This window comes from Lysobacter tyrosinilyticus, from assembly GCF_054779815.1.
The window spans coordinates 772,686-798,117 of sequence record NZ_BAAGXN010000003.1 but is presented as its reverse complement, the minus strand read 5'-3'; the positions used below and the strand labels follow the sequence as shown (position 1 = coordinate 798,117).

Genomic DNA, 25,432 nt, shown 5'->3' with positions numbered 1-25,432 from the left:
GAACGCAACCAGAACTGGAAATGACCACGACTCTCTACGGCCTCAACAACTGCGACACCTGCAAGAAGGCGCGCAAGTGGCTCGACCGCTTCGGCGTCGCACATACCTTCATCGACTACCGCGACAACCGGCAGGCGCCGGAAACGCTGGTGGAATGGAAGGACAAGCTCGGTGGCTGGGAAGCGGTGATCAACAAGTCGTCGACCACTTGGCGCACGCTGCCGGAGAATCGCAGGACCCCGGGTTCGGATGCGGAATGGAAACTGCTGCTGAAGGAATATCCACAACTGATCCGCCGTCCCGTGGTGATCACCGACGACGGTGTGATCACCCAGGGATTCAGCGACAACGGTTTCAAGAAGCGCTTCCCCAAGGCGACCGAATGAGCGCGACGCGCTGGATCGCGCTGCTGCTGGTGTCCGTCGCGAGCTTCTTCGTGGCCGGCATCGCCGTGATTCTCCTGCTACTGGCATTCGGGCAGTCGCTGCTCGGTTGGCACGACAACATCGGGCCGGAAGTCCGGTGGGGAATCATTGCTGGATTCTTTGCGGCCTTGAGCGTCGCCATCCATCTGCACGGTCGCTGGTCGGCGACCACCAGACCTGGGAATCAGTCGTGATGAATGAAGTAATCAATCTGACCAAAGAGCTGATCACCCGGCCGTCCATCACCACCGACGACGCCGGTTGCCAGCAGTTGATCGCCGAACGCCTAAGGCGTGCCGGCTTCCGTTGCGAACACCTGCGCTTCGGCGAAGTCGACAACCTGTGGGCCTGGCATGGCGAAGGCGCGCCGACCCTGGTGCTGCTGGGCCACACCGACGTGGTGCCGTCCGGACCGCGCGAGGCCTGGACCAGCGATCCGTTCGTGCCCGAAGTCCGCGACGGTCTGTTGTACGGCCGTGGCGCCGCCGACATGAAGGGTAGCGTCGCCGCATTCGTGATCGCGCTGGAACGTTTCGTCGCCCGGCACCCGCAGCACCTCGGTCGCGTGGCCGTGCTGCTCACCTCCGATGAGGAAGGCGATGCGATCGACGGCGTGCGCAAGGTTGCCGATCTGTTCCGCGAACGCGGCGAACGCATCGACTGGTGCGTTACCGGCGAGCCGTCGTCGACGGCGAAACTAGGCGACCTGTTGCGCGTGGGACGCCGCGGTACGCTCTCGGCGACGCTGACCGTGCGCGGCATCCAGGGGCATGTCGCGTATCCCGAGAAGGCACGCAATCCGATCCACCAGGCGATGCCGGCACTATCCGAACTTGCGGCGCGCCGTTGGGACAACGGCTTCGAGACGTTCCCGCCGACGAGCCTGCAGATCAGCAACATCAACGCTGGCACTGGCGCGAACAACGTCATTCCGGGTGAGCTGCGCGTGCTGTTCAACCTGCGCTACAACCCGAACTGGCGTGCGGCGCAGCTTGAGCAGGAATGCGAGGCGGTGCTGCGTGCGCATGGACTCGAATACGACGTGCATTGGCATCGTGGCGGCGAGCCGTTCTACACGCCGGAAGGTCCGCTGCGTGCGGCGGCGCGTGACGTGCTTGCGCAGTTCAGTGGTGGGGCACCTGAGGAAAGCACGGGCGGTGGTACTTCAGATGCGCGCTTCATCGCGCCGCTGGGGGCGCAATGCATCGAAATCGGGCCGGTGAATGCGAGCATTCACAAGGTTGACGAGCACGTGTCGGTGGCCGATCTGGAAGTATTGCCGGAGCTGTATCTGCAGCTGATTGAGAAGCTAATGGCGTAGGGCGGGTCTCGACCCGCCCGCTAACGGGCCTGCAGTGATCTGATCACTCAGTGGGCGGCAGCCCACGTATCCAACCGTCGTTATCAGCCGCGCGCGCGGCATTTGTCCTATTGAATGCCGGGCGTTAATGAGGGGCGGGCTGCATCTTCAACGTATAACGCGCCTCACCAGGCAAGAACGGCGTCGCTCGCCCCTGCACCCAGTCGTCATGCCCCGCACCCCAGAACGGCGAAAGCAGATGCCCGCTCTGGCCGCCCGGCATATGGATGATCCCGTCGGCCTCATGCCCCGGCGCAACGACCATCCGCTCTGACGCACCGAAATCCGGCGCCTGCACGCGCGGCATCGCGACGTCGCCGGCCAGTGGCTCGAACGGCATGCACAACGGACGACGCGCGAACTTGGGCAAGGCGCGGGCAAGCGGATGACAGATCCTCGCGGTGTTCTGTTCGCCCCACGTGCGCTCGTTCACCGGTCCTTGTTTCGCCAATTCGTCGCGAACTTCACCCGCGGCATCCTCCAGCAGCGCATCCCAGCTCGCGTAGCGCGGTGACAGAAGGTTGGCGGGGCGCTGCGTCACCAGCGGCCAGACAAAGCCTTCCTGTTGCTGCAATCCTGGCATCACGAAGTCCTTGCCCAGCGCCATCTGCGCTGGTGCGGTCAAACCGTCCAGCACGCGCTCGCTCACCGCGCGACGCCAGGCGCGGACGACGCGATAGCTCACCGAGTCGGTGCTCGCGTGCCCTTGCCAGGTCGCTGCCGCGGTGGCGAGCTCCGATAGGGCTGGGGTCTTCGACTGCGCGGCCCGATCGCGCAGCAGTTGCCACCACGGCTGCAGGAACAACGCGCGATCATCGAGCTGGATCGCCAGCAGGTCACGTTCGGTGAATTGCTTCCTGGCGAACAGGTCATCGCGAATCTGCTTTGCACGCGCCCCCAGCGTGCTGCCGCCATCGCCGGCCAGTTTGAGCACTTCATCGCCGACAACGCGATTGTTCGCCGTCCAGAGGCGGCCGTGCGTGGGAGTCAGCAACGGCGCACTCGATGTCGAAATGGGCCAGGGCGGGCAGGTCGAATCCGCACCGTTGAAAGCAATTGGTTGTGCGGCATCGCAGCCCGCGGCACGCACCGGAATCGGCCCGAGCCAGCGCCAACCGATGGCGCCGCTACTGTCCGCGATCAGCATGTTCTGGGTGGGGATGGCGACGTTGCGCGTGATCGCAACCGCATCCGCCAGCGTGCGCGCGTGTGCCAGCTCGACCAGGTTGAGGTTGAGCGAACCAGGCAGGTGCGCCACCCAGCGCAGCGACAGGGCATGGCCCTGCGCATCGTGAGCCATCACTGGTCCCCACGTGGTCTCCTCGACATCGAATTCGACCGGCTTCGCGCCGGCCACCGCAATGAGTTCGCGATGGTGCGTGGAGGGCACGCAACCTGCGGCGTTTCCGCTGCCGCATAACGTCTGCGTCGCCCAATCCAGTGTGTCCACATAGCTGTTGGTGAAGGCCCACGCCACATGCGTATTGCTGCCCACCACGGTGAAGGGCATGCCCGGGAGGGTGAAGCCGTTGAGATCGACACGGCCATCGGACGCCTGCGGGTCGGGATAGCGCAGGCGGGCGCGGAACCAGATGTTCGGCGCACGCAGGCCCAGGTGCATGTCGTCGGCGACTATGGCGCGGCCATCACGGGTGAGTTCGCCCGACACGGCGAAGTTGTTGCTGCCGATCACACGCGGCATCGGTTCGGAATCGCCTCGCCTGTCCGGATGCGGAAGCTTGCGCAGGTCGACTACCTCGGCGCCAGGCAACACCGCATCTCCGCGCGGCGCGCCGGTGAGCGATGCATCCCAGCGGCTGCCATCGTGCGCAAGCAGCGCGAACAGCGCCGGCGGCAGATGCGGGCGCATCTTCCACATCGCCAGTTCGCGCGCGTTTTCGCCATCCTGCAGGTCGAAATACATCGCATACGCCACGAGCGGCGAATCGCTGAGCTTCCACGACTTGGGCTGGGTGCGCAGCAGCAGGTACGGCCAGGGGCGGACCTTGAGATCGCGCAGACCGGCATTCACACCATCCACGTAGGCCTGCATGCCAGCGCGCTGCTTGCCTACGACCGTGTCGAGGTTGGCCTCGACCCGGGCGCGGAAGCGGTGGACGCGGTGTTCCTTGTCGAGGTCGATCGCAACGGGGCCGAACAGCTCCGCGAGTTCGCCCGCGGCGGTACGCCGCAGCAGATCCATCTCGAAGTAGCGTTCCTGGGCATGCACATAGCCCAGCGCACGCATGGCGTCGGTCTGGTTCGCGGCTTCGATGGTGACCACGCCGAGCCGGTCGCGTTGGACCGTCACGGGTGCCGACAGACCGGTCAGGGACAGATTGCCGTCCAGAGTGGGCAGGCTTCCACGCAGCAGCCACCACACCACCAGCAGCAGGACAACGAACATCAGCAACAGGGCTAGCAGCCCGCGCCGGATCCACTTCGCCATGGGATTCCCTCCTGATCCGAGCTTAGCTGAATCGAGGGCCTGTGCCGTTACATGAGAAACCGCTACTTGCAAGCGGCGCCCGACTCACGCAGGATCGAGCCATGACCTCCGTTTCGACCCCTGCCGACATGAGCGCCGCCCTCCGCGGCCGCATGGCCGTGGCAGCGCCGCAGTCGAACAACGCCTTCAATAACAATCGCAATAACGCCAGCCTCCCGCGGGCCGGCGATTAGTGCGCGTTAGATAGACCGCTCTCAATCGCTCACGAAGCCCGCGCCGCCAAGCGCGGGCTTCGTCGTTTTGGTCCTCTGAAATCCGAAAACCCAACCCAAGGAGTCTTCCCATGTGTTCCATCCTCGGCATCTTCGGCCTGCAGGCCGGTGACGACCTTCATCAACTGCGCCGACGCGCACTCGAACTCTCCCAGCGCCAGCGCCACCGCGGTCCGGACTGGAGCGGCGTGCACCTCGATGACGGCGCGATCCTGGTTCACGAGCGCCTGGCCATCGTCGATCCGGCCGGCGGCTCGCAACCATTGCGCTCGCCCGACGGAGAGCTGGTGCTCGCGGTCAACGGTGAGATCTACAACCACCGCGAGCTGGAGAAGCGCTTGGCGCATCCGTATGCATTCCAGACCGGCTCGGATTGCGAAGTCATCAACGCGCTGTATCGCGATGGCGACGATGTTGCGGGCTGGTTGAGCTCGCTCAACGGGATCTTCGCGTTCGCCTTGTGGGATCGCACGAAGCGGCGCTACCTGATCGCGCGCGACCCGATCGGCGTATGCCCGCTGTACTGGGGCCATGACGTCGACGGTCGCCTGTGCGTGGCTTCGGAGATGAAGGCGTTGGCTGATCTGTGTGCTGACGTCGCACAGTTTCCGCCGGGCCATTATTTCGACAGCGCGAGCGGCGAACTCGTGCGCTACTACGCGAAGCCGTGGCGCGATTACGACACCACGCAGAGCATCGAAGTCGCGAAGCAGGAGCTGCGCGAAGCCTTCGAGCGCGCCGTGCATCGCCAGCTGATGACCGATGTGCCGTACGGCGTGCTGTTGTCGGGTGGGCTGGATTCGTCGCTGGTTGCTGCGGTGGCGGCACGTTATGCGCGGCATCGCGTGGAAGAAGACGACCAGGCCGAAGCCTGGTGGCCGCGCCTGCACTCCTTCGCCATCGGTCTTGAAGGCTCGCCCGATCTGGCCGCTGCCGAGATCGCGGCAGCGGCGCTGGGCACGGTGCATCACGGCTTCACCTATACCTTCGAAGAAGGCCTGGATGCCCTGCCCGAAGTGATTCGACACATCGAGACGTACGACGTCACCACGATCCGCGCTTCCACGCCGATGTTCCTGCTCGCGCGCCGGATCAAGGCGATGGGCGTGAAGATGGTGTTGTCGGGCGAGGGCAGCGACGAGGTGTTCGGCGGTTACCTGTATTTCCACAAGGCGCCGGACGCGCGCGAGTTCCACGAAGAGACCATCCGCAAGCTCGATGCCTTGCACAACTACGACTGCCTGCGCGCCAACAAGTCGATGATGGCCTGGGGCGTCGAGCCGCGCGTGCCGTTCCTCGATGTCGAATTCCTCGACGTGGCGATGCGCATGGACGCCGCGCACAAGATGGCGCGGCCACGCAAGGACGGTGCGCGTTGCATCGAGAAGGCGATCCTGCGCGAGGCGTTCGAAGGCTATCTGCCCGAATCGATCCTATGGCGGCAGAAGGAACAGTTCAGCGATGGCGTCGGCTACGGTTGGATCGACGGCCTGAAGGCGCATGCGCAGGCGCAGGTCAGCGACCGCGTGTTCGCGGCCGCGGCGAGCCGCTTTCCGGTGAACCCGCCGCAGACCAAGGAGGCGTACCTGTACCGCCACATCTTCGAGCAGTTCTTCCCGGGCGCGGCTTGCGCGCAGACGGTGCCAGGAGGCAAGTCGATCGCCTGCTCGTCGCCCGCGGCAATCGCCTGGGATGCCGCATTCGAGCGCATGGCCGACCCCTCGGGAAGGGCAGTGGTGGGGGTGCATGAGGCGGCGTAGGATCGTATATCCCGGCCGGATTACTCCCCGGTCGGGTCAGGCCGGCGGACGGCCGTCCGCCGCTCCCTGACGCGTTGGATATCAATGGCATGGCCAGGTCTTTTCAGAGCACAGACGCGAGCGGAGAGTCCGTGACCTCCAGCGTGCGCGCGCTCGACGCGATCTCGATTCCGGCGCCACCGATACGGCCAGGCGAAATCGACGCGGTTGTGCTGCGCATGGCGGAAACGGTGTTCGGCTGCCGCCATGCGCGCCTGGTGTGGAATTCCGGCTTCACCCGCGAAGGGCTACCGCGACAACATCGTTGGCCGACCACGCCATTGCTTCAGGAAGAGGTCGCGCTCATCGCGGCTGCACTGGATCGGCGTGGCAGCGTTGCGAGCGATGACGTGCGCGATGGTTGGCTGCGGATCGCTATTGCGCTGGAACACTCCCAAGCGGTCTTTCTGGCCGAATGGCCGGAGACCTGCGCACTTCCTGGAGGAGCGCCCGCAGGACTCATCGACTTCCTGACCCTGCTCACCGCGCGCATGCGCGCCGAAACCGAACTGGTGTCCGCGCATAACGCTGCCGGACGCATGGAGAAGGCGGCACAGCTGCATAACGCGTTGTATTCGATCGCCGATCTCGCCAGCAGCGAACTCGATATGGAGGAGATGCTGCGGCGGACCCACGCAGTGGTCGCGGGTTTGATGTACGCGGAGAACTTCTTCATCGCCCTGTATGCGCCGGAGAGCGACGCGGTGCGCTTCGTCTACCTGTCCGACCAGCACGAACCCTATCCGCTGGAAGTCGGTAGCGACATTCCCGTGAAGGAAATGCAGAACAGTCTGACCATGGCGGTAATCCGCAGCGGTCAACCGGCGATGGGGCGTTCAACCCAGCTGCGCCAGCAGTTCGGCCTCGCGGAAGGGGCGTTCGGTCCCGAAAGCGCCGACTGGCTCGGCGTGCCGATGGTTTCCGAAGGCGTGGTTCGCGGCGTCGTAGTGGTGCAAAGCTACGATCGCGCCGACCGCTATCGCGACGACGATCGCGCCCTGCTCGGGTTCGTCGCCCAGCACATCCTCACGGCCTTGCAGCGCAAGCAGGCGCAGGAAGAACTCGAATCAAGAGTGGAGGACCGCACCCGCGAGCTGACCGCGGAAGTGGACGAACGTCAGCGCGGCGAGAAGCTGCAGGCCGCGTTGTACAGCATCGCGGACCTGGCCAGCAGCGAACTCGACATGAGCGAAATGCTGCGCCGCATCCATCTGGTCGTGGCCGAGTTGATGTACGCGCGCAACTTCATCATTGCCTTGTACAACGTCGATCGCGAAACCCTGCGCTTCATCTATCACGCCGATGAGAAGGATCCTGGCATCGTCGATCCGGAAGCGGAAATCCCGGAAAGCGTGATGCGCGATACCCTCACCATGGGCGTGATCCGCAGCGGCCGTACGGTGATGGGACGGCCCGCGCATGTGACGGGGCTGCTCGGCATTCCGGAAGGTGTCTTCTACGGCGCCGTCGCCGAGGACATGCTCGGCGTGCCGATGGTGACTGAGGGCAAGGTGCGCGGTGCCGTGCTGGTCCAGAGTTACGACGCAGCCGAACACTACGGCGAGGAAGATCGCGCTCTGCTGGCCTATGTCGCCCAGCACATCCTGACCGCGCTCGATCGCAAGCAGGCCCAGGCCGAACTCGAGAATCGCGTGGCGGATCGCACGCGTGAACTCGCCATGGTGGTGGGCGAGTTGCGCGACCAGATCAGTGAGCGCGAGCGCGCCGAGCAGCAGCTGGTGCACGAGACCATGCACGATTCGTTGACCGGTCTGCCGAACCGCACCTTCCTGTACAACGCGCTGGAGCGGGCGCTGGCGCGCATGCACCGCGGTCGCAATCACCGTTTCGCTGTGCTGTTCCTCGACCTCGACCGGTTCAAGGTGATCAACGACAGCGTCGGACACCTGGCCGGCGACGAGATGCTGAAACAGGCAGGCGCCCGGCTGGCGGCCTGCGTGCGGCCGTTCGATGTGGTGGCGCGCTTAGGCGGCGACGAATTCGCGGTGCTCCTGGAAGACGTCAACCTGCCGGAAGACGCCTGCCATGTCGCGCAGCGCGCGATCCAGTCGCTCGCCGAACCGATGCACATCGACGGCAAGGAGCTGTTCACCTCGGCCAGCATCGGCATCGCCTTGGGACATGCGCGCTACCAGCGTGCCGAGGAACTGTTGCGCGACGCCGACGTGGCGATGTATCGCGCGAAGGCGCACGGGCGCCAGCGCTTCGAGATTTTCGACGAGCGATTGCATCGCGAGGCGCTGCAGCTCCTGGAGCTGGAAAGCGATCTGCGTCGCGCCATCCAGCGCTACGAATTCGAGCCGCATTTTCAGCCGATCGTGCGCCTGTCCGATCGCCATGTCGTCGGCTACGAAGCGCTGCTGCGTTGGCGGCATCCGCGACGGGGGCTGGTCGCACCAGGTGAATTCTTGGGCGTGGCTGAGGAGAACGGCAGCGTCGAGCAGATTGACTGGCAGCTGTTCGAGCGGACCTGCCGCGAGATCGGCATGCTGGGCGCCGACAGCGGCTACATCACGCTCAACGTGTCGCCGCGCCATTTCCGTTCGCCGACGCTGGCGCGACAGATGCTGGAGCTGTTCGACATGCACCGGCTCGCCCACGACCGGGTCCGGGTGGAAGTTACCGAGGGCGCGCTGCTCGACAATCCGGAGCAGGTGCGAATCACGCTGCAAGCGCTGCGCGACGAAGGGGTGGTTGCGGCGCTGGACGATTTCGGAACCGGCTACTCTTCGTTGAGCTACCTGCATCGGTTCCCGCTGCAGACGATCAAGATCGATCGTTCGTTCGTCAGTGCCTTGCAGCGCGACGATCGCGCCGGAAGCACGCCGGTGGTGCGAGCCGTGCTGGCGATGGCACGCACATTGGGCATGGACGTGGTCGCCGAAGGCGTGGAGACCGACGAACAGCGCGAATGTCTGATGGAAATGGGCTGCGAACTGGGGCAGGGCTTCCTGTTCTCGCGCGCGAGGCCGGCGTCGGAGTGGGCCGCGCAACGGCGTAGTCATTAGGTGTCAAGCATCGAGCGTCGTGGTTGATGGCGCAGTGCCGCGTTCCCATGAGGCTTCCGGCGCCCGATAAGATGCGGCGTCCCAACCATAGCCTCCGCCATGACTGAAACCCGCCTGGGCCTGCGCGAGAACGCTGGACAGTTTTCGCTCCTCGTCCTGGTGAATGCATTCGTAGGCGCGATGGTCGGCCTGGAGCGATCCGTGCTGTCGCCGCTGGCGGAGCAGGAATTCCATCTGGTCGCGAAGACTGCGGTGCTGTCGTTCATCGTGGTCTTCGGCGTCACCAAGGCACTCACCAATTACCTGGCAGGCCGCTGGTCCGACCGCTTCGGACGCAAGCGCGTGCTCGTGGCGGGATGGCTGGTGGCGACACCGGTGCCGTTCCTGCTGATGTGGGCGCCGAGCTGGTCGTGGATCCTGTTTGCCAACGCATTGCTGGGTATTAGCCAGGGGCTGACCTGGTCGACCATGGTAATCATGAAGATCGATCTGGTCGGATCGCGGCGGCGCGGGCTGGCGATGGGGATCAACGAATTCTCCGGCTATGCGGCGGTCGCGGCGAGCGCGCTCCTTACCGGATTTCTCGCCATGCGTTACGGGCTGCGGCCGCAGCCGTTCTATGTGGGCGTCGTGTTCGTCGTCGCGGGATTGTTGCTGTCGCTGCTGTACGTGAAGGAGACGCAACACCATGTTGTCGTGGAAGCACGATTGCATGCAGCCTCCGCGCCAGCCCTGTCGCCATCGCAGGTCTTCTGGCGCACGACACTGCACGACCGCGACCTGTCCAGCGTCAGCCAGGCGGGGCTGGTCAACAACCTCAACGACGGCATGGCCTGGGGTTTGTTTCCGTTGTACTTCGCGGCGGCTGGCATGGATCTCCTGCGCATTGGTGTGTTGGCGGCGCTGTATCCGGCTTGTTGGGGGATCACGCAACTGTTCACGGGCGCGTGGTCGGATCGCGTCGGTCGCAAATGGCTGATCGCCGCCGGCATGTGGGTCCAGGCTGTCGGCATCGCGTGTATCGCGTCGATGGCGACGTTCACTGGCTTCGTGGTTGGTGCGGTGTTGCTCGGGATCGGTACGGCGATGGTCTATCCGACGTTGCTGGCGGCGATCGGCGACGTCGCGCATCCACAGTGGCGTGCTTCGGCGGTCGGCGTGTATCGGCTCTGGCGCGACCTGGGCTACGCCTTGGGCGCGTTGATTGCGGGCCTCGTCGCCGATCTGCTCGGGGTTGACGTTTCGATCTGGCTTATCGCCGCACTGACATTCGCTTCCGGCCTGGTGGTCGCGATGCGGATGCGCGAGACGCTGGCGGCACCGTCGCGATGACGCGACGGTAGTCGCTGCATCGGGTTTGGCAATGCAAATACGCTGCGGACGCTGCTGCGCAAGCGCCTCGGGCGGGGCGTGCGCGAGTTGCGCGGGCAGGGCGCGTAAGAGCGCTTGTTATCGGTGAATGAGCCGATATACGACCGTCTCCAGCGCGGTTACCCCTTCTTCGATGAAAGCCGGCTGCTGGGCGAGGATGTCGCGGCGCTCCAGCACGTCGATGTGCCAGTCGCGGTCGTAGAGTTCGCGCACTTCCGCCTCGGTGACGCTGAAAGGCGGTCCCTGCTTTTGGTGCGGCGGATATTCCAGCGTAATCAGCAGGCCGCGGCAGCCCGGCGGCAATAACGCGTACACCTCATCGACGTAACGTCGACGCAGGTCGGGCGGCAGCGCGACCAGCGCGGCGCGGTCGAAGGCGACGCTGCAGTCGACCAGGGCTTCCGCATCCAGCGCGAACACATCACCGCAGATGATTTCGACACTGCCGGCGTAGTAGTGGGTGCCGTATTTGGTTTCGCGCACCTCGGGTACGACGCCGTGCTCGGTGATGAATTGCTTGATCGCCAGGGGCGACAGCTCCGCCGCCAGCACGCGGTAGCCCTGCGAGGCGAACCAGACCATGTCTAGTGACTTGCCGGCGAGCGGGACGAAGATCGTCGCACCGGTCGGCATGCCGATCGCGGGCCAGTGCTTGAGCAGCAGCGGCGTCGGCTTGTCCTGGTGGAAGCCGATCTCGTTGTCGCGCCAGCGCTGGAGCCAGAAGTCGGGGTGCATGGCGCCTCTGCTGTAAGTCCCCTCCCTTTCGCGCAGCGAAGGGGAGGGTTAGGGAGGGGTGCTCTTGATCTTGCTCTCGACGGCGCGAAGCGGAAGCAAAAGCGCTCGCGCCTGCGGCGCTCGACCCCACCCCGGCCCGGCCGGCCATCGGCACAGCCCGATGGCGTTCGTCGAGGCGCGAGCCATGGCTCGCAAGCGCCTCTCCTCACCCTTCGCTACGCGAAAGGGAGGGAGGTTCATTACTGGACTTCGAGCCGCGCCGCCGCAGTAATCGGCGGTGTGGGTGTCGAACGCGCCGCAGCGCGTCGGAAGAATGAACTACTGGACCTCAAGCCCTTCGACCTTCTGCCAGCCGCGCGGCAACAACCCACCGCGGCTGGCGCGAGCGCCGATATACGCCTCCAGATCCTTGAACGACAGCGACATCGTGCGCGAACCCGACTTCACCACCAGCGTGCCGCCCTGAGGCACCACGGCGACCGCGACGACGCGCTCGGTGCCGAGCTTGGCCTTGGGGATCTCGATGATCTTGTTGCCCTTGCCCTTGTCGAGTTCCGGCAGTTCCGCCACCGGGAAGGCGAGCAGGTGACCGACATTGGTAACGGCGACCACGCGATCGTTGTCGCCCATCGCCACCTGCGCCGGCTGCAGCACCTTGGCGTTGGGCGTCAGCGACAGCATCGCCTTGCCGGCCTTGTTTCGGCCGGTGAGGTTCTCGAAGCGGGTGACGAAGCCGTAGCCGTGCGACGAGGCGAGCACGAACTTCGTATCGTTGTCGCCCGACGCGATGGCCTGGAACGAGGCGCCCGGTGCGGGCGAGAAGCGTCCGGTCAGCGGTTCACCATTGCCTCGTGCCGACGGCAGCGTGTGCGCGACGGTCGAATAGGCGCGGCCGGTGGAATCCAGGAACGCGACTTGCTGCGTGCTACGACCCTTCACCGCGCCAAGCAGGCCGTCGCCGTCGCGGTAGCTGAGCGAGCCGGCATCGACGTCGTGGCCCTTGGCCGCGCGCACCCAACCCTTCTCGCTCAAAACAATCGTCATCGGTTCGCTGGCGACCAGTTCGGTTTCCGACAGCGCCTGCGCGGCGCCGCGTGAGACCAGCGGCGAACGGCGGGCATCGCCGAACTTCTTCGCATCGGCCAGCAGTTCGTCCTTCACCAGCTTCTTCAGCTTGGCCTTGCTGTCCAGCGTGGCGACGATGCGATCGCGCTCGGTCTCGAGCTCGGCCTGCTCGCCGCGGATCTTCATCTCTTCCAGGCGTGCGAGCTGCTTCAGCTTGGTTTCGAGGATGTACTCGGCCTGGTCGTCGCTGAGCTTGAAGCGCGCAATCAGCACGTCCTTGGGCTCGTCCTCGGTGCGGATGATGCGGATCACTTCATCCAGGTTGAGGAACGCAACCAGCAAGCCTTCCAACAGGTGCAGGCGGCGCTCGACCTTGTCGAGGCGGTGCTTAAGGCGGCGCGTCACCGTATCGGTGCGGAAATTCAGCCATTCGCCAAGGAACGCCTTGAGTCCCTTCACCTGTGGGCGGCCGTCGAGGCCGATCACGTTGAAGTTGACGCGGAAGCTCTTCTCCAGGTCGGTGGTCGCGAACAGATGCCCCATCAGCTGTTCGACGTCGACGCGGTTGGAGCGCGGCACCAGCACGATCCGGGTCGGATTGGCGTGGTCGGATTCGTCGCGGATGTCTTCCAGCCACGGCAGCTTCTTGGCCCGCATCTGCGTGGCGATCTGCTCGATCACCTTGCTCGGCGAGGCCTGGTAGGGCAGCGCGGTGATGACGATGTTGCTGCCGTCCTTTTCGAATACGGCACGTGCGCGCACGCTGCCCAGGCCGGTTTCGTACATCGAAATCAGGTCGGCGCGCGGCGTGATGATCTCGGCGGTGGTCGGATAGTCCGGACCGAGGATGTGTTCGCACAGATCGCGCGTGGTCGCGTCGGGGTCGTCGAGCAGGCGCACGCAGGCGCTGACCACTTCGTTGAGGTTGTGCGGCGGAACGTCGGTGGCCATGCCGACGGCGATGCCGGTGGTGCCGTTGAGGAGCAGGTGCGGCAGGCGCGCCGGCATCCACGTGGGCTCTTCCAGCGTGCCGTCGAAGTTCGCATCCCAGTCGACCGTGCCCTGGCCCAGCTCACCCAGTAGCACTTCTGCGATCGGGGTCAGCTTGGACTCGGTGTAGCGCATCGCCGCGAACGACTTCGGATCGTCGCTGGAGCCGAAGTTGCCCTGGCCTTCGATCAACGGATAGCGGTACGAGAACGGCTGCGCCATCAGCACCATCGCCTCGTAACAGGCGCTGTCGCCGTGCGGGTGGTACTTACCGATCACGTCACCGACGGTGCGCGCCGACTTCTTCGGCTTGGCCCCGGCGTTGAGGCCCAATTCGCTCATCGAGTAGATGATGCGGCGCTGCACCGGCTTGAGCCCGTCGCCAAGGAAGGGCAGGGCGCGGTCGAGCACCACATACATCGAGTAATCGAGGTAGGCGCGTTCGGCGTATTCGCGTAGGGGAATTTGTTCGAAGCCGTGGAAGGCGGCGCGTACGGTATCGCTCATCGTGCGGAGTCTGCGTGCGTGGTTCTTGGAATAGCGGGTCAGTTGACCAGATTGCCGGCGGCTTCGCCTGCGGCAGCGGTCGCGGAAAGTTGACGCAGCGAAGGCTGGTCGGTTGGCGCGGTGGCGTGTTCGCCTTCGAGGGCGACACGATCGCGGCCGGCGCGCTTGGCCGCATACAGTGCGGTATCGGCGCGTTGGAACAGGTGTTCGAGATCGTAGCCCGAAGTCGGCGTCGCATGGGCGATGCCGATGCTCACGCGCAGCTTCGTCAGTGCCTGGGTCGCGCCAGCGCGCTGCGCGACGGACTTGCGGATCGATTCGCCCAGGGCGAGCGCCGCCCCAGAATCATGATCGATGGCCGCAACGAGAAATTCATCGCCGCCGAAACGGCCGAGCAGATCGCCGCTGGCGAGGTTCTCGCGGGTGATGCCGACCACCAGCTTCAGGGCGGCGTCGCCGGAGAGGTGCCCGTACTGGTCGTTGATCGATTTGAAGTGATCCAGGTCCATCACCAGCAGCGCTACCGGTCGGCCGTAATGGCTGGCGTGGACGAGCAGGTCTTTGAGCGAAGCCGCGAACGCATGTCGCGTCAGTGCGCCAGTCAGCGTGTCCTGCACGGCCTGGCGACGCAGCTGGTCGGATTCGGCCTGCAGGCGTGCGTTAAGGGACTGGGCATGTTGTTGGCGGCGCTGCAGGTGTGCGGCTTCCTCTTCGAGTTCCGCAGCACGCTGCCGCGAACGCCACCAGGCGAGCAGCAATACGCCGCAACCGAGCGCAATCAACCAGGCCCAGGTGCGTGTCGGTTTGTCGGGTTCGGCAGTAGTACCAGCGGTCTTGGCGGTCGCAGGAGTGTCCGACGCAGTCGCGGTCGCGGGCTGGGGAGCCATTGCTGCGGCGGCATCCGGCGTGTCGCTATTCAGCAGTCGCTGCGCGAAACGCTCTCGATAGGCATCCGCACGGCGGCGCCAGAGGACTGCCTGTTCTGCTTCTCCGAGCCGCCCATGCGCCGCAGCGAGCAAGGTGGCGATCTGCTCAGCGAGCCGTTCGTCCTGCGCGCTATCGGCCAGGCCTACGGCTTCCTGGAGGAGGGGCAGGGATTCGCGGGAGCGGTCGCGCTCATCGAGCAGCGCGGCCATATGCATCAGCGACGAAACCAGCGCATCGGTGTCCGAGTCGTGGCGCGCGGCATCGACGGTGGCGCGGGCGGCATCGAGTTCGTTGTCGGGATGAATGGCCGGTGTCGAGATCGCCGGTGCGGCAACGCTCTCCGTTGACTCGACCGGACGTGGCGGCGGCGGAGGAGGGGGCGGCGGCAGGAAGTCCGGCGGCGGGGGGCGTTCGCCCGGAGGCGGTGGCGGATGGCCGGGAGGCGGCGGTCCAGGTAGCGGTTCCTGTGCGTGCACGCCCGCGACGCCAAGCCACATCATGCCGAGCAACGCCGAGGTGAGCAGCAGGGGCTTCGCGGCGGTTCGGACCATGCGGAAGGAAGTCGCGTAGGGACAGCGCGGAAAGCTAGCACGCCGGCGTTCGTGCCGAAGCCCGGAAAACAAAAAACCCCGCATCGCTGCGAGGTTTTTCATCAAAATCATTGGTGCCCAGGAGAGGACTCGAACCTCCACGGTTTTACCCGCTAGTACCTGAAACTAGTGCGTCTACCAATTCCGCCACCTGGGCTTCGCTTTGCGGTGCCGGTGAAGGCGTGCCGTTGCGAGGCCGCGTATGTTGCGTTGCGGCGGGACGCTTGTCAACGACTTGCCGACGATATTTTTCACGAATCGTCGGGTCGCATCTCCGCGACCCCGTGTTAATGACGATATGCGACCATGCCGCGATGAAAAAGAAGACCAAGGGCGGTCGCAATTCCAGCGGTCCGGGTCCAGACCGGACGTCCCGTACCACCCGCGCCACAGGCCCCGCCGAGGGCGCGCGCAAGTCAGCAAAGAAGAAGGGCCCCGCCAAGGCAAAGGGCGCTCCAGCGCGGCCGGCGTGGATGCCGGAACCAACGCCGCGCGGCTTCCCACCAAAGCGGTCGTCGCGGCCACCGGCTCGGGGCGGGATTCCGGCGGCTGGCGTTCACCCCGGCAACTTCCACGACCCTCACGCGGACCGTGAAGCCACGCGCTATGAGCAGCCCATCGCCAGCCGGGAACTGATCCTGCGCCTGCTCGGCGAAGGCCCGATGGCGGCGGATGCGCTGGCGCAGCGGTTGGAGCTGACTGCGCCGGATCGTTTCGACGCATTGAACAAGCGTCTGGCCGCGATGCTGCGCGATGGCCAGTTGCTGCTCAACCGGCGTGGCGAATTCGCCCCGGCCGAGCGCCTCAATTTGATCGCGGGCACGGTGATCGCCAATCCGGACGGTTTCGGCTTCCTGCGTCCCGACGCGGGCGGTGGCGACGATCTGTTCCTGCCGCCGCTGGAAATGCGCAAGGCCATGCACGGCGATCGCGTTCTCGTCAGTGTCGCCGGTGTGGACCGGCGCGGCCGCCGCGAAGGCGCGATCGTCGAAGTGCTCGAACGCCGCCTCAGCCGCCTGATTGGCCGCTTCGAGACCGAATCCGGCATCAGCTATGTCGTCCCCGACGACCGCCGCATCCAGCGCAACGTGCAGATCCCGCCGGATCAACGCGGCGAAGCGAAGCACGGCCAGCTGGTGGTGGCTGAAATCACCCAGCCGCCGGATTCCTGGCGTCCGCCTATTGGCCGCGTGCTCACCGTGCTGGGCGAGCGCCTGACCGCATCGCTGGCGGTGCAGGCCGCGATCCACGGCCACGAATTGCCGCACGAATTTCCGCAGGCGGTATTGAACGAAGCCGCGGCGGTACCGCTGACGGTCGATGCCGCTACCGCTGCCGAACGTGTCGACCTGCGCGCGATGCCGCTGGTGACCATCGACGGCGAGGACGCGAAGGACTTCGACGACGCGGTGTATTGCGAACCCAATCGCAACGGCTTCCGCCTCGTCGTGGCCATCGCCGATGTCTCGCACTACGTGCGGCCAGGTTCGCCGCTCGATGATGAGGCGCAGAACCGCGCGACGTCGGTCTACTTTCCCGGTTTCGTCGTGCCGATGCTGCCGGAGACGTTGTCCAACGGCATCTGCTCGCTCAATCCAAAGGTCGACCGCCTGTGCTTCGTCTGCGACATGCAGGTGGATCGCGATGGCGAGGTGACCAAGTCGAAGTTCTACGAAGCGGTGATGCACTCGCACGCGCGGTTGACTTATACGCTGGTGTGGAATGCAGTCGGTGAAGTGCCCGATGAGGTCAAGGCCGAGGCGCGCACGCAGATCGGCGCTTCGGTGCTGCCGCAGGTCGAACACCTGCATCAGCTCTACCGCGTTTTGGCCAAGGCACGCGAGCGTCGCGGCGCGATCGAGTTCGGATCCTCGGAGGTGCGCTTCGTGCTCGGCTCCAAGGGCGAAGTCGTGCAGGCCGGGATGCTGCAGCGGAACGACGCGCACAAGCTGATCGAGGAGTGCATGATCGCGGCGAACGTCGAGGCCGCGAAGTTCCTGCTCTCGCACGGGATTCCCGCGCCGTACCGCATCCACGAGCAGCCGCCGGAGGCGAAGTACGCCGACCTGCTGGAATTCCTCAAGGAATTCGCCCTGCGCATGCCGCCGTGGGCCAAGGTGCAGCCGAGGGACTTCACCGCGTTGCTGAAGAAGATTCGTGAGCGACCCGACGCGGCGCTGCTTGAATCGGTGCTGCTGCGCAGCCAGTCGCTGGCGGTGTATTCGCCCGACAACGTCGGCCATTTCGGCTTGGCGCTGGAGGCCTACGCGCATTTCACCTCGCCGATCCGCCGCTATCCCGACCTGCTGGTTCATCGCGCGATCAAGCACGCGCTGCACCATCGCAAGCCGGCCGATTTTTACGAACCACATGAAATGGTCGCGTTGGCGCTGCAGTGCTCAGAGCGCGAGCGCCGTGCCGACGAGGCCGAACGCGAAGTCGACGAGCGCTACCGCGCCGCGTGGATGGAGCAGCATGTGGGCGGCCAGTTTGCCGGCGTGATCAGCGGCGTCACCAGTTTCGGGTTGTTCGTGGAACTGGACGATTCCAAAGTCAACGGCCTGATCCATGTGACCCAGCTGCCCGCCGACTACTACAAGTTCGATCCGATCCGGAAGACGTTGACCGGCGAGCGCACCGGGCGTGAATTCCGCCTCGGCGATCGGGTCGACATCATTGTGCTCAAGGCGAGCGTGGAAGACCGGCGCATCGACTTCCGTCTGGTCGAGGAGCGCGGGGTGAAGCCGCCTCCGCCGCGCGGCAAGCCGGCGAAGCGGGTAAAGCAGAAGTACTGAGATAATGGGCGGACGTGCGTAGGGTGGGCCTTGGCCCGTCTTGCGGCATGCCAGACAAATGCGGGTCGAGACCCGCGACGTGCACGTAACGACAACGGCGGGCCGAGGCCCGCCTAATGGAACAGACATGAGCACCAAACAGTGGATCGCCGGCATCAATGCGGTGTCGGCCGCCGTCGAGCACGACGCGGAAAACGTGCGTGAAATCCTGATCGAGGCCGGCGCCAAGAACCCGCGCCTGACCGAAATCGAGGCGCAGGCGCGCCGCAAGGACATCGACGTGCGCCGCGTCGCCACGCAGGCGCTGGATGGCGTGGTCGGCAACCTGCGCCACCAGGGCGTAGTCGCGCGCTACGCGGCAGCCAAGACCTATAGCGAGAACGACCTGCAAGGGCTGGTCGAAGCTGCCGAAGGCAAGGCTCTCGTGCTGGTGCTCGATGGAGTGCAGGACCCGCACAACCTTGGAGCCTGCCTGCGCAGCGCGGCGGCGGCGGGCGCGACCGCGGTGATCTTCCCGAAGGACAAGGCGGTGCAGGTCAACGCGACCGTGCGCAAGACCTCGGCGGGCGCGGCGGACAGCATCCCGGTGATTCCCGCGACCAATCTTTCGCGCACGCTGCGCGACCTGCAGCAGATGGGCGTGTGGATCTATGGCCTCGCGGGCGAAGCCGATACCTCGTTCTGGTCGCTCGATCTGCGCGGCAACGTCGCGCTGGTGCTGGGCGGCGAGTCCGACGGCATGCGCCGGCTCACGCGCGAGAACTGCGATCAGCTGGTGAAGATCCCGATGCCGGGCGGTGGCGATGTCGAGAGCCTGAACGTGTCGGTTGCGACAGGCGTGACGTTGTTCGAAGCGGTGCGACAGCGCGGCATCGCAACCAAGTAGTCGTTGTTGTCGATTCCGCTTTGCGGAAACGACCGTTCCACCGACAGCGAAGCGGGACGACCCGCCTCTCGATCATCATCCGGGGACGGCCCCTTTGATCGGAGATTGTCATGCCCTGGATATTGCTCGTGCTCGCCGGACTGCTCGAAGTCGGCTGGGCGATCGGTTTGAAGTACACCGAGGGCTTCACACGTCTATGGCCGTCGCTCGGCACGGTTGCGGCGATGGTGATCAGCCTGGGGCTGCTTGGGATTGCGATGAAGTCCTTGCCCGTAGGAACTGCGTATGCGGTGTGGGTCGGCGTGGGCGCCGTCGGTACCGTCATTCTCGGCATCGTGTTGTTCAATGAGCCACTGAACGTGCTGCGTGTCGGAAGTGTCGTGTTGATCGTCGCCGGGTTGGTGGGGCTGAAACTGGCGACGCCTTGAAGCCTTCCTTCTCCCCGCTTGCGGGGAGAAGGTGCCCAACGGGCGGATGAGGGGGCGGCGAAGCCGGCGCGGTGCCGCCACTGCCCCTCTCCTGCATTGCTACGCGATGCGGTCCGTCTCTCCGCAAGCGGGGCGAGGGGGCGGTTGCAGCGTCAAACCGCGTGCGGATCGACCTCGTCAGTCGTTGTCGTTTCGGCAGCACCCGGCACCTTCAACATCGGCCACTGATTCACGATCTTGCAGAAAAGCTGCGCCGTACGTTCGGTGTCGTACACCGCCGAATGCGCGTCCTCATTGCGCCATTCCAGCCCTGCGGCCTGGACCGCTCGCGATAGCACGGTCTGGCCGTAAGCAATGCCGGCGAGCGACACGGTGTCGAACACGCTGAAGGGATGGAACGGGCTGCGCTTGTGCCCTACGCGCGCGATTGCTGCGTTGAGGAAGTTGAGGTCGAAATGCGCGTTGTGCCCGACCAGGATCGCGCGCGTACAACCGTGCTTGCGCAAGGCCTCGCGCACCGGGGCGAAGATGAGGTCGAGCGCGGCGCGCTCCGGCTTTGCATCCCGGAACGGGTGATCGAGGATGATGCCGGTGATTTCCAGCGACTTCGGATCGATGTCGGTTCCCGCGGCCGGAACCACATGGGTGCTGGTGACTTCGCTGACGAACAGTTGGCCATTTTCGTCCACGTCGATCGGCGCCGCCGCGATCTCCAGCAGTGCGTGGCGATTCCAGTCGAAACCGCCGGTCTCCACATCGACCACCACGGGCAGGAAGCCGCGGAAACGCGTGCTTAGCGGAGAGATCGGCTTCTTTGCGGCGTCAGGCATCTGCGCAGTTTAGCCGGAGCGGGGTTGGCCTCGCACGATGCGGCGACATTGGTGGCGCTTTGTAGAGCGGAGCTTGCTCCGCGCCTCTAGCCGTGACCGATAACAAGGGCAGCGGAGCAAGCTCCGCTCTACAAAGCGGGTCACGGCGAAACTGCGGTTCCGAGTAGGGTGCCGTTGCGGCGCATATGTTCCAGTAGCTGCAACCCTTGCGCGATGAAGGCATCGTCGGCCGCAACTCCGGCTTCACGCGCCAGTGCGGCGAGTTGTTCCCGCCCGCTCAGCGACGGTTGCTCCTCCAGCCTGGTGAGCAGGCGGAAGGCCAGCGGGCTCAGTTCCGAAAAACGCACTTTGCCGTCCGCTTCACGCCGTAGCAGCAGGAACGTCGGCAGTGCCGGCGGCGCATCCGGCTGAAAATCCGGCCCCAGGCGATGCACCGGCCATTGGTAGGCCAGGGGCCAGGCGAGCGGCGACACGCACGGGGCGCCTTCGAGCAAGTTGCCGTTGAGGTCGTGCGCGATGTCGTCGGTTTCCGCTTCGGAAATCTGCAGCGCAAGTTCGACCCATTCGTACTGGGCCAGTTCGCCTAGGAACGGCGGATCGAGCTGCGGCAGCGATTCCAGATAGCGCAGGAATTCGCGGGCGATCTCCGGGAACAACGGTGTCTGGCTGCGATGGTCGCGATAGAAGTCGCGCACCAACGCGCGCCAGCGTGCGTCGCCCAGCAGCGTGCGTATCACCGGGAAGTTGCCGCCGAGCAGACTCTCGATGTTGTTGAACAGTAGCTCGCGATAGACGGCCAGTCGGCGATCCTCGATGCCCGCAGGGGCTGCGACATGCTCAGGGTCGCGCAGGTGGCGGGTGAGTTCGAGTTGCTGCTCGCGCAGACGCGCCGGCGTGGTCGAGATATCAGGCGTGGACATGGCGTGCCGGTGCGAAGGCGTCGGCGATCGCGTGTTCGCGCATCACCGAGCGGATGGTGTCGAGTTCGGCTACCAGTTCCGCGTATGGCGGGATATTGAAGTCCCGCTCCAGCAGCGTGGTGCGGGCACCGAAGCGCGCATAGGCCGCGCCAAGCAACCGCCATACCGCGTCCTTCACCGGCGCGCCATGAGTGTCGACCTTGAGGTCCTCGGCTTCGTCGTAGTGGCCGGCGACATGGATGTAGGCCACGCGATCGCCGGGCAGTTGCGAAAGGAATTCGTGGGCGTCGTAGCGATGGTTGACCGCATTGACGTAGATGTTGTTGACGTCCAGCAGCAGGTCGCAATCGGCTTCGCTCAGTACGGCGTTGATGAAGTCGATCTCGCGCATTGCCTGATGTGGTGCCGCGTAATAGGAAACGTTCTCCACCGCGATACGGCGGCCGACGATGTCCTGCGCCTGCCGGATGCGTGCCGCGACGTGGTGGACGGCTTCTTCGGTGAAGGGGATGGGCAGAAGATCGTAGAGCTGGCCGTCGTCGGCGCAGTAACTCAGGTGCTCGCTGTACAACGTAACGTTGTGGTGGTCCAGGAAGCGGCGCACGCGCTCCAGAAAGGCCCGGTCCAGCGGTGCGAATCCGCCCAATGACAGCGACAGGCCGTGGCAGACCAGCGGATGGCGTGCGCTCAGTTCCCGCAGCGCGTCGCCGTAACGACCGCCGACACCGATCCAGTTTTCCGGCGCGCATTCGAGGAAGTCGAAATCCCCAGGTGCGGCAGACCGCAGCGGTTCGAGCAATGAACGCCGCAGGCCGAGACCGGTGCTGTTTGGGGAAAGGGGCATCAGACGAACCGTTGCGGGAATCAGTGCGTCACTCCGAGCGCAGCGAGAGACCTGCCTCTCGCAGAAGCGACGGCTTCTTCGCTGCGCTCAGGATGACATTGGAAGAAGGAGGAAGCGACGCTCGCTTCCTCCTTTCATCACATCAGGCCATGCCGCCGCACTTGCCCTCGCCGCACTTGCCTTCCATCTTGGCCTTGCCGTCGGCCGGCTTCTTGTCGTCGCCGCACTTGCCTTCGTGCATCGACTTCATCATCGCGTCGGCTTCCACCGGCGTGACGTAGCCGTCCTTGTTGGTGTCGGCCTTGGTGAACATGGCGTCGTGATGGGCGGCGCATTCGGCGCGCGAAACCTTGCCGTCCTTGTCAGTGTCCATCATCGCCAGCGCCTTGGCGCCACAGTTGCCTTCGCCGCACTTGCCTTCGGCGGCCATCTTGTCCGCACCGCATTTGGCTTCGCCGGCATTCTTGTCGGCGCCGCACTTGGCTTCGGCGGCCTTCTTGTCGGCACCGCAGCTGGCTTCGGCGGCCGCGTGACTGGCAGCGACCATGTAGCCGCTGGCGAGGTCGGTCATGGCGAAGGCGGACGTCGATAGCGCCATGCCGCTCACGAGGGCAGCACCGACAGCGAGGGCAAGCGGCTTGTTGATCTGCTTGGACATGAATCTCTCCTTTGAGTTGCTGGGGGTTGGGCAGTGCCCGCGGATAAGGCCGGCCGAGTATGTACGGAGCGGCGGTGGAAATGGATGCGCTGTAATGGCGGGAAGAGGTCAGGAATCCAGGAACTCGCGCGCCACCACCCGGGCCCGGTGCAGCCGCGACTTCACGGCTTCGCGGCTCAGGCCCAGTTGGCTGGCGGTTTCCTCGATGGTGAGGCCTTCCAGGTCTCGCAGCAGGATGACCTCGCGGTAGTGGGCCGGCAGCGATTCAAGCGCGGCGGCCACGTCCTGACGCCATTCGATCGGTTCCGGGTATTCGATGGGCAGCAGGCACTCAGGGATCTCCTGGCCGGTGACCAGCTTGCGGCCGCGCTTGAGGCGGTTGCATTCGCGTTTGACGATGCGGAACAGCCACGAGGTGAAGCATTCCAGCTGGCGCAGATCGCCGAGCTTGCGTGAGATCAGGAGCAGGCTCTCCTGCACGGCGTCCTCGACGTCGTTGACGATGCAATGGAACTCGGCATAGCGGCGCAGGTTCTGGCGCGACAGCGTGAGCACGCGGTCGAGCGCGCTACGGTCGCCCATGCGGGCGGCTTCCAGATCGCTGGTGGCGAGCGCCAGTTCCATCTTTTGCGGTCCTCGGGGTCGGGAACAATGCGCGCCGGCAGGGGCGCGTGCATATCCCAAGAGTCTGGGGCCGCAAAAAAAGATTCGGCGTGAAGACGGTCTTCACGCCGATATTCAGGAGACGTTTAGTCTCGGCCGAGATGGCCGAGGCGGGGCGGCCTGCCGCCCTGGGGCCGTCAGGACCGGACCGCCGATGATTCGTCGCGCTTCTCGCGCGGGGGGAGCTGCTCTTCGCCCTTGACCAGGAACCACACGTTCTCGGCGATGTTGGTCGCGTGGTCGCCCACGCGCTCCATGTTCTTGGCCATGAACAGCAGGTGCGTGCAGCCGGTGATGCTGCGCGCGTCTTCCATCATGTAGGTCAGCAGCTCGCGGAACAGCCCGGTGTAGGCGACGTCGATCTCGGTGTCGCGGGCGCGCACGCGCTGGGCCAGTTCGACGTCGCTGTCGCGGTAGGCGAGCATGGCATCGCGCACCTGCTGCACGGCCAGCAGGCCCAGGGCATGCAGGCCGGCGATGTGCGGCAGCGGCGGTGCCAGGTTGAGCGCGCGAGAGCGCTTTGCGACGTTGGCGGCCAGGTCGCCGATGCGCTCGATGTCCGCGGCAATGCGGATCGCGGCCAGGATCTCGCGCAAATCGCGCGCCATCGGACCGCGCAGCGCCAGCTTCATCACGTCGTGGCTGACTTCGTGCTCGAGCGCGTCGATCGCTTCGTCGTTGGCGATGATGCGTTCGGCGGCCTTGTCGTCGCGGCGCTGCACCACGTCCAGCGCGGCTTCCAGCTGCGCCGCGGCCATCTCGCCCATGCGCAGGGTTTCGCTGAGCAGGCGCTTCTGCTCGTCGTCGTAGCTCTTCACGATGTGGTCGTGCATGTTGGTGCCCATGTGTGTACTGGCTCCTTCGATTTTTCCCTTCTCCCTCCGGGAGAAGGTGGCGCGAAGCGCCGGATGAGGGTGCGGCGGAGTGGTTCGCACAACTCTTGTGGGGAAAGCGCGGGCTGATTGATCCCGGCGCAGATTCAGCGAAGCCGCTTCGCCGAACCCTCACCCCAACCCCTCTCCCGACGGGAGAGGGGCTTTAAAGCGCATCAGCCAAAACGTCCGGTGATGTAGTCCTCGGTCTGCTGCTTGGTCGGCTGCGAGAAGATCGTCTCGGTCGGCCCATGCTCGACCAGATCGCCCAGATACATGAAGGCGGTGAAGTCGGAGACGCGTGCCGCCTGCTGCATGTTGTGGGTCACGATCGCGATCGTGTAGTCCTTCTTCAGCTCCTCGACCAGCTGCTCGATGCGGCTGGTGGAAATCGGATCGAGTGCCGAAGTCGGTTCGTCGAGCAGCAGCACGTCCGGCTTCAGTGCGACGGCGCGCGCGATGCACAGACGCTGCTGCTGTCCACCGGACAGACCCAGCGCGCTCTGGCCGAGCTTGTCCTTGACCTCATCCCACAACGCGCCCTGGCGCAGCGCGCTTTCGACGCGATCGTTCATTTCCGACTTCGACAGCTTCTCGTGGTGACGGATGCCGTAAGCCACGTTCTCGAAGATGGTCATCGGAAACGGCACCGGCTTCTGGAACACCATGCCGACCTTGCTGCGCAGGCGATTCATCGGGAACTTCGGGTCGAGGATGTTCTCGCCGTCGAGCAGTACCTCACCCTTGGCCTGCAGCTTCGGGTACAGCGCGTAGATGCGGTTGAAGATGCGCAGCAGCGTCGACTTGCCGCAGCCGGAGGGGCCGATCAGCGCGGTGACGCGCTTTTCCGGGATCTCCAGGTTGATGCTCTTCAACGCGTGGAACTTGTCGTAATAGAAGTCCAGCCCACGTGCGGCGAGCTTTACGGGTGCCGCCGTGGCGCTGGCGCGCTCGGAAGTGGCTACGTTGAGGCGGGCGTCGTTCATGGCCGGGGTCCGGGGATCGAAATGTTGGGGC

At 65.1% G+C, this 25,432-nt stretch carries 21 protein-coding genes and 1 tRNA gene; 10 read left to right on the top strand and 12 right to left on the bottom strand.

Features of this window, described 5'->3' with window-relative positions:
- Window positions 1-20: 20 nt before the first annotated feature.
- Genes ACYVGK_RS10295 through dapE form a run of 3 tightly spaced genes read left to right on the top strand, consistent with a single transcriptional unit; the run spans window position 21 to window position 1,746 of the window.
- Complete coding sequence (locus tag ACYVGK_RS10295; RefSeq protein ID WP_460733307.1) at window positions 21-386, top strand: Spx/MgsR family RNA polymerase-binding regulatory protein; 366 nt, start codon at window positions 21-23, stop codon at window positions 384-386.
- The gene (locus tag ACYVGK_RS10290) at window positions 383-619 is read left to right on the top strand and encodes a hypothetical protein (protein WP_460733305.1); all 237 of its coding nucleotides are present in this window, start codon (window positions 383-385) and stop codon (window positions 617-619) included. The genes ACYVGK_RS10295 and ACYVGK_RS10290 overlap by 4 nt, the downstream gene beginning before the upstream one ends.
- Entirely contained in the window at window positions 619-1,746 is a 1,128-nt protein-coding gene (gene dapE / locus ACYVGK_RS10285) for a succinyl-diaminopimelate desuccinylase (RefSeq protein ID WP_460733303.1), read from the top strand. Before ACYVGK_RS10290 ends, dapE begins: the two co-directional genes overlap by 1 nt.
- A gap of 124 nt (window positions 1,747-1,870) precedes the next feature.
- Here dapE and ACYVGK_RS10280 read toward each other — a convergent pair whose 3' ends face one another.
- Window positions 1,871-4,234, bottom strand: coding sequence for a penicillin acylase family protein (locus tag ACYVGK_RS10280; RefSeq protein ID WP_460733301.1), 2,364 nt, complete (start codon window positions 4,232-4,234; stop codon window positions 1,871-1,873).
- A gap of 101 nt (window positions 4,235-4,335) precedes the next feature.
- Here ACYVGK_RS10280 and ACYVGK_RS10275 point away from each other — a divergent pair, with 101 nt between their 5' ends.
- The 4 genes from ACYVGK_RS10275 (at window position 4,336) to ACYVGK_RS10260 (ending at window position 10,666) form a co-directional block, all read left to right on the top strand.
- Entirely contained in the window at window positions 4,336-4,467 is a 132-nt protein-coding gene (locus tag ACYVGK_RS10275; protein ID WP_460733299.1) for a hypothetical protein, read from the top strand.
- Between the two features lie 110 nt (window positions 4,468-4,577).
- Window positions 4,578-6,266 carry an asparagine synthase B gene (asnB, locus tag ACYVGK_RS10270; protein ID WP_460733297.1) on the top strand — a complete coding sequence of 563 codons (1,689 nt, stop codon included), beginning with the start codon at window positions 4,578-4,580 and terminating at the stop codon, window positions 6,264-6,266.
- Window positions 6,267-6,397: 131 nt separating this feature from the next.
- Window positions 6,398-9,334 (top strand): putative bifunctional diguanylate cyclase/phosphodiesterase, encoded by a 2,937-nt coding sequence (locus ACYVGK_RS10265; protein WP_460733295.1) that lies wholly within the window; start codon window positions 6,398-6,400, stop codon window positions 9,332-9,334.
- Window positions 9,335-9,433: 99 nt separating this feature from the next.
- Window positions 9,434-10,666 (top strand): MFS transporter, encoded by a 1,233-nt coding sequence (locus ACYVGK_RS10260; RefSeq protein WP_460733293.1) that lies wholly within the window; start codon window positions 9,434-9,436, stop codon window positions 10,664-10,666.
- 117 nt (window positions 10,667-10,783) lie between these two features.
- Here ACYVGK_RS10260 and ACYVGK_RS10255 read toward each other — a convergent pair whose 3' ends face one another.
- The 4 genes from ACYVGK_RS10255 to ACYVGK_RS10240 form a co-directional block, all read right to left on the bottom strand.
- Window positions 10,784-11,440: a thiopurine S-methyltransferase gene (locus ACYVGK_RS10255; RefSeq protein ID WP_460733291.1), complete on the bottom strand. Its 657-nt coding sequence runs from the start codon at window positions 11,438-11,440 to the stop codon at window positions 10,784-10,786.
- 318 nt (window positions 11,441-11,758) lie between these two features.
- Window positions 11,759-14,002, bottom strand: a complete 2,244-nt coding sequence (parC, locus tag ACYVGK_RS10250) for a DNA topoisomerase IV subunit A (RefSeq protein WP_460733289.1) — start codon at window positions 14,000-14,002, stop codon at window positions 11,759-11,761.
- Between the two features lie 38 nt (window positions 14,003-14,040).
- Window positions 14,041-15,480, bottom strand: coding sequence for a GGDEF domain-containing protein (locus tag ACYVGK_RS10245; protein WP_460733287.1), 1,440 nt, complete (start codon window positions 15,478-15,480; stop codon window positions 14,041-14,043).
- Between the two features lie 111 nt (window positions 15,481-15,591).
- Window positions 15,592-15,676: transfer RNA gene (locus ACYVGK_RS10240), tRNA-Leu, on the bottom strand.
- Window positions 15,677-15,833: 157 nt separating this feature from the next.
- Here ACYVGK_RS10240 and rnr point away from each other — a divergent pair.
- From rnr to sugE, 3 genes are all read left to right on the top strand, one after another.
- Window positions 15,834-18,314, top strand: coding sequence for a ribonuclease R (rnr, locus tag ACYVGK_RS10235; RefSeq protein ID WP_460733285.1), 2,481 nt, complete (start codon window positions 15,834-15,836; stop codon window positions 18,312-18,314).
- A 127-nt stretch (window positions 18,315-18,441) separates the two neighbouring features.
- Window positions 18,442-19,200, top strand: a complete 759-nt coding sequence (gene rlmB / locus ACYVGK_RS10230) for a 23S rRNA (guanosine(2251)-2'-O)-methyltransferase RlmB (RefSeq protein ID WP_460733283.1) — start codon at window positions 18,442-18,444, stop codon at window positions 19,198-19,200.
- Window positions 19,201-19,310: 110 nt separating this feature from the next.
- Window positions 19,311-19,628 (top strand): quaternary ammonium compound efflux SMR transporter SugE, encoded by a 318-nt coding sequence (sugE, locus tag ACYVGK_RS10225; protein WP_460733281.1) that lies wholly within the window; start codon window positions 19,311-19,313, stop codon window positions 19,626-19,628.
- 152 nt (window positions 19,629-19,780) lie between these two features.
- On the opposite strand, the gene rnt is transcribed toward sugE, so the two are convergent.
- The 7 genes from rnt to pstB all read right to left on the bottom strand — a co-directional run bounded on the left by rnt (window position 19,781) and on the right by pstB (window position 25,401).
- Window positions 19,781-20,458 (bottom strand): ribonuclease T, encoded by a 678-nt coding sequence (gene rnt, locus ACYVGK_RS10220; RefSeq protein WP_460733279.1) that lies wholly within the window; start codon window positions 20,456-20,458, stop codon window positions 19,781-19,783.
- Window positions 20,459-20,598: 140 nt separating this feature from the next.
- On the bottom strand, window positions 20,599-21,378 hold the full coding sequence (locus tag ACYVGK_RS10215; RefSeq protein ID WP_460733277.1) for an HvfC family RiPP maturation protein: 780 nt from the start codon (window positions 21,376-21,378) through the stop codon (window positions 20,599-20,601).
- Window positions 21,365-22,222, bottom strand: a complete 858-nt coding sequence (locus ACYVGK_RS10210; protein ID WP_460733275.1) for an HvfB family MNIO-type RiPP peptide maturase — start codon at window positions 22,220-22,222, stop codon at window positions 21,365-21,367. The genes ACYVGK_RS10215 and ACYVGK_RS10210 overlap by 14 nt, the downstream gene beginning before the upstream one ends.
- A 142-nt stretch (window positions 22,223-22,364) precedes the next feature.
- Window positions 22,365-22,880: an HvfA family oxazolone/thioamide-modified RiPP metallophore gene (locus ACYVGK_RS10205; protein ID WP_460733273.1), complete on the bottom strand. Its 516-nt coding sequence runs from the start codon at window positions 22,878-22,880 to the stop codon at window positions 22,365-22,367.
- Between the two features lie 108 nt (window positions 22,881-22,988).
- Window positions 22,989-23,504 carry an RNA polymerase sigma factor gene (locus tag ACYVGK_RS10200; RefSeq protein WP_460733271.1) on the bottom strand — a complete coding sequence of 172 codons (516 nt, stop codon included), beginning with the start codon at window positions 23,502-23,504 and terminating at the stop codon, window positions 22,989-22,991.
- 176 nt (window positions 23,505-23,680) lie between these two features.
- On the bottom strand, window positions 23,681-24,388 hold the full coding sequence (phoU, locus tag ACYVGK_RS10195) for a phosphate signaling complex protein PhoU (protein ID WP_460733269.1): 708 nt from the start codon (window positions 24,386-24,388) through the stop codon (window positions 23,681-23,683).
- A 203-nt stretch (window positions 24,389-24,591) separates the two neighbouring features.
- On the bottom strand, window positions 24,592-25,401 hold the full coding sequence (gene pstB, locus ACYVGK_RS10190; protein WP_460733483.1) for a phosphate ABC transporter ATP-binding protein PstB: 810 nt from the start codon (window positions 25,399-25,401) through the stop codon (window positions 24,592-24,594).
- Between the last annotated feature and the right edge of the window lie 31 nt (window positions 25,402-25,432).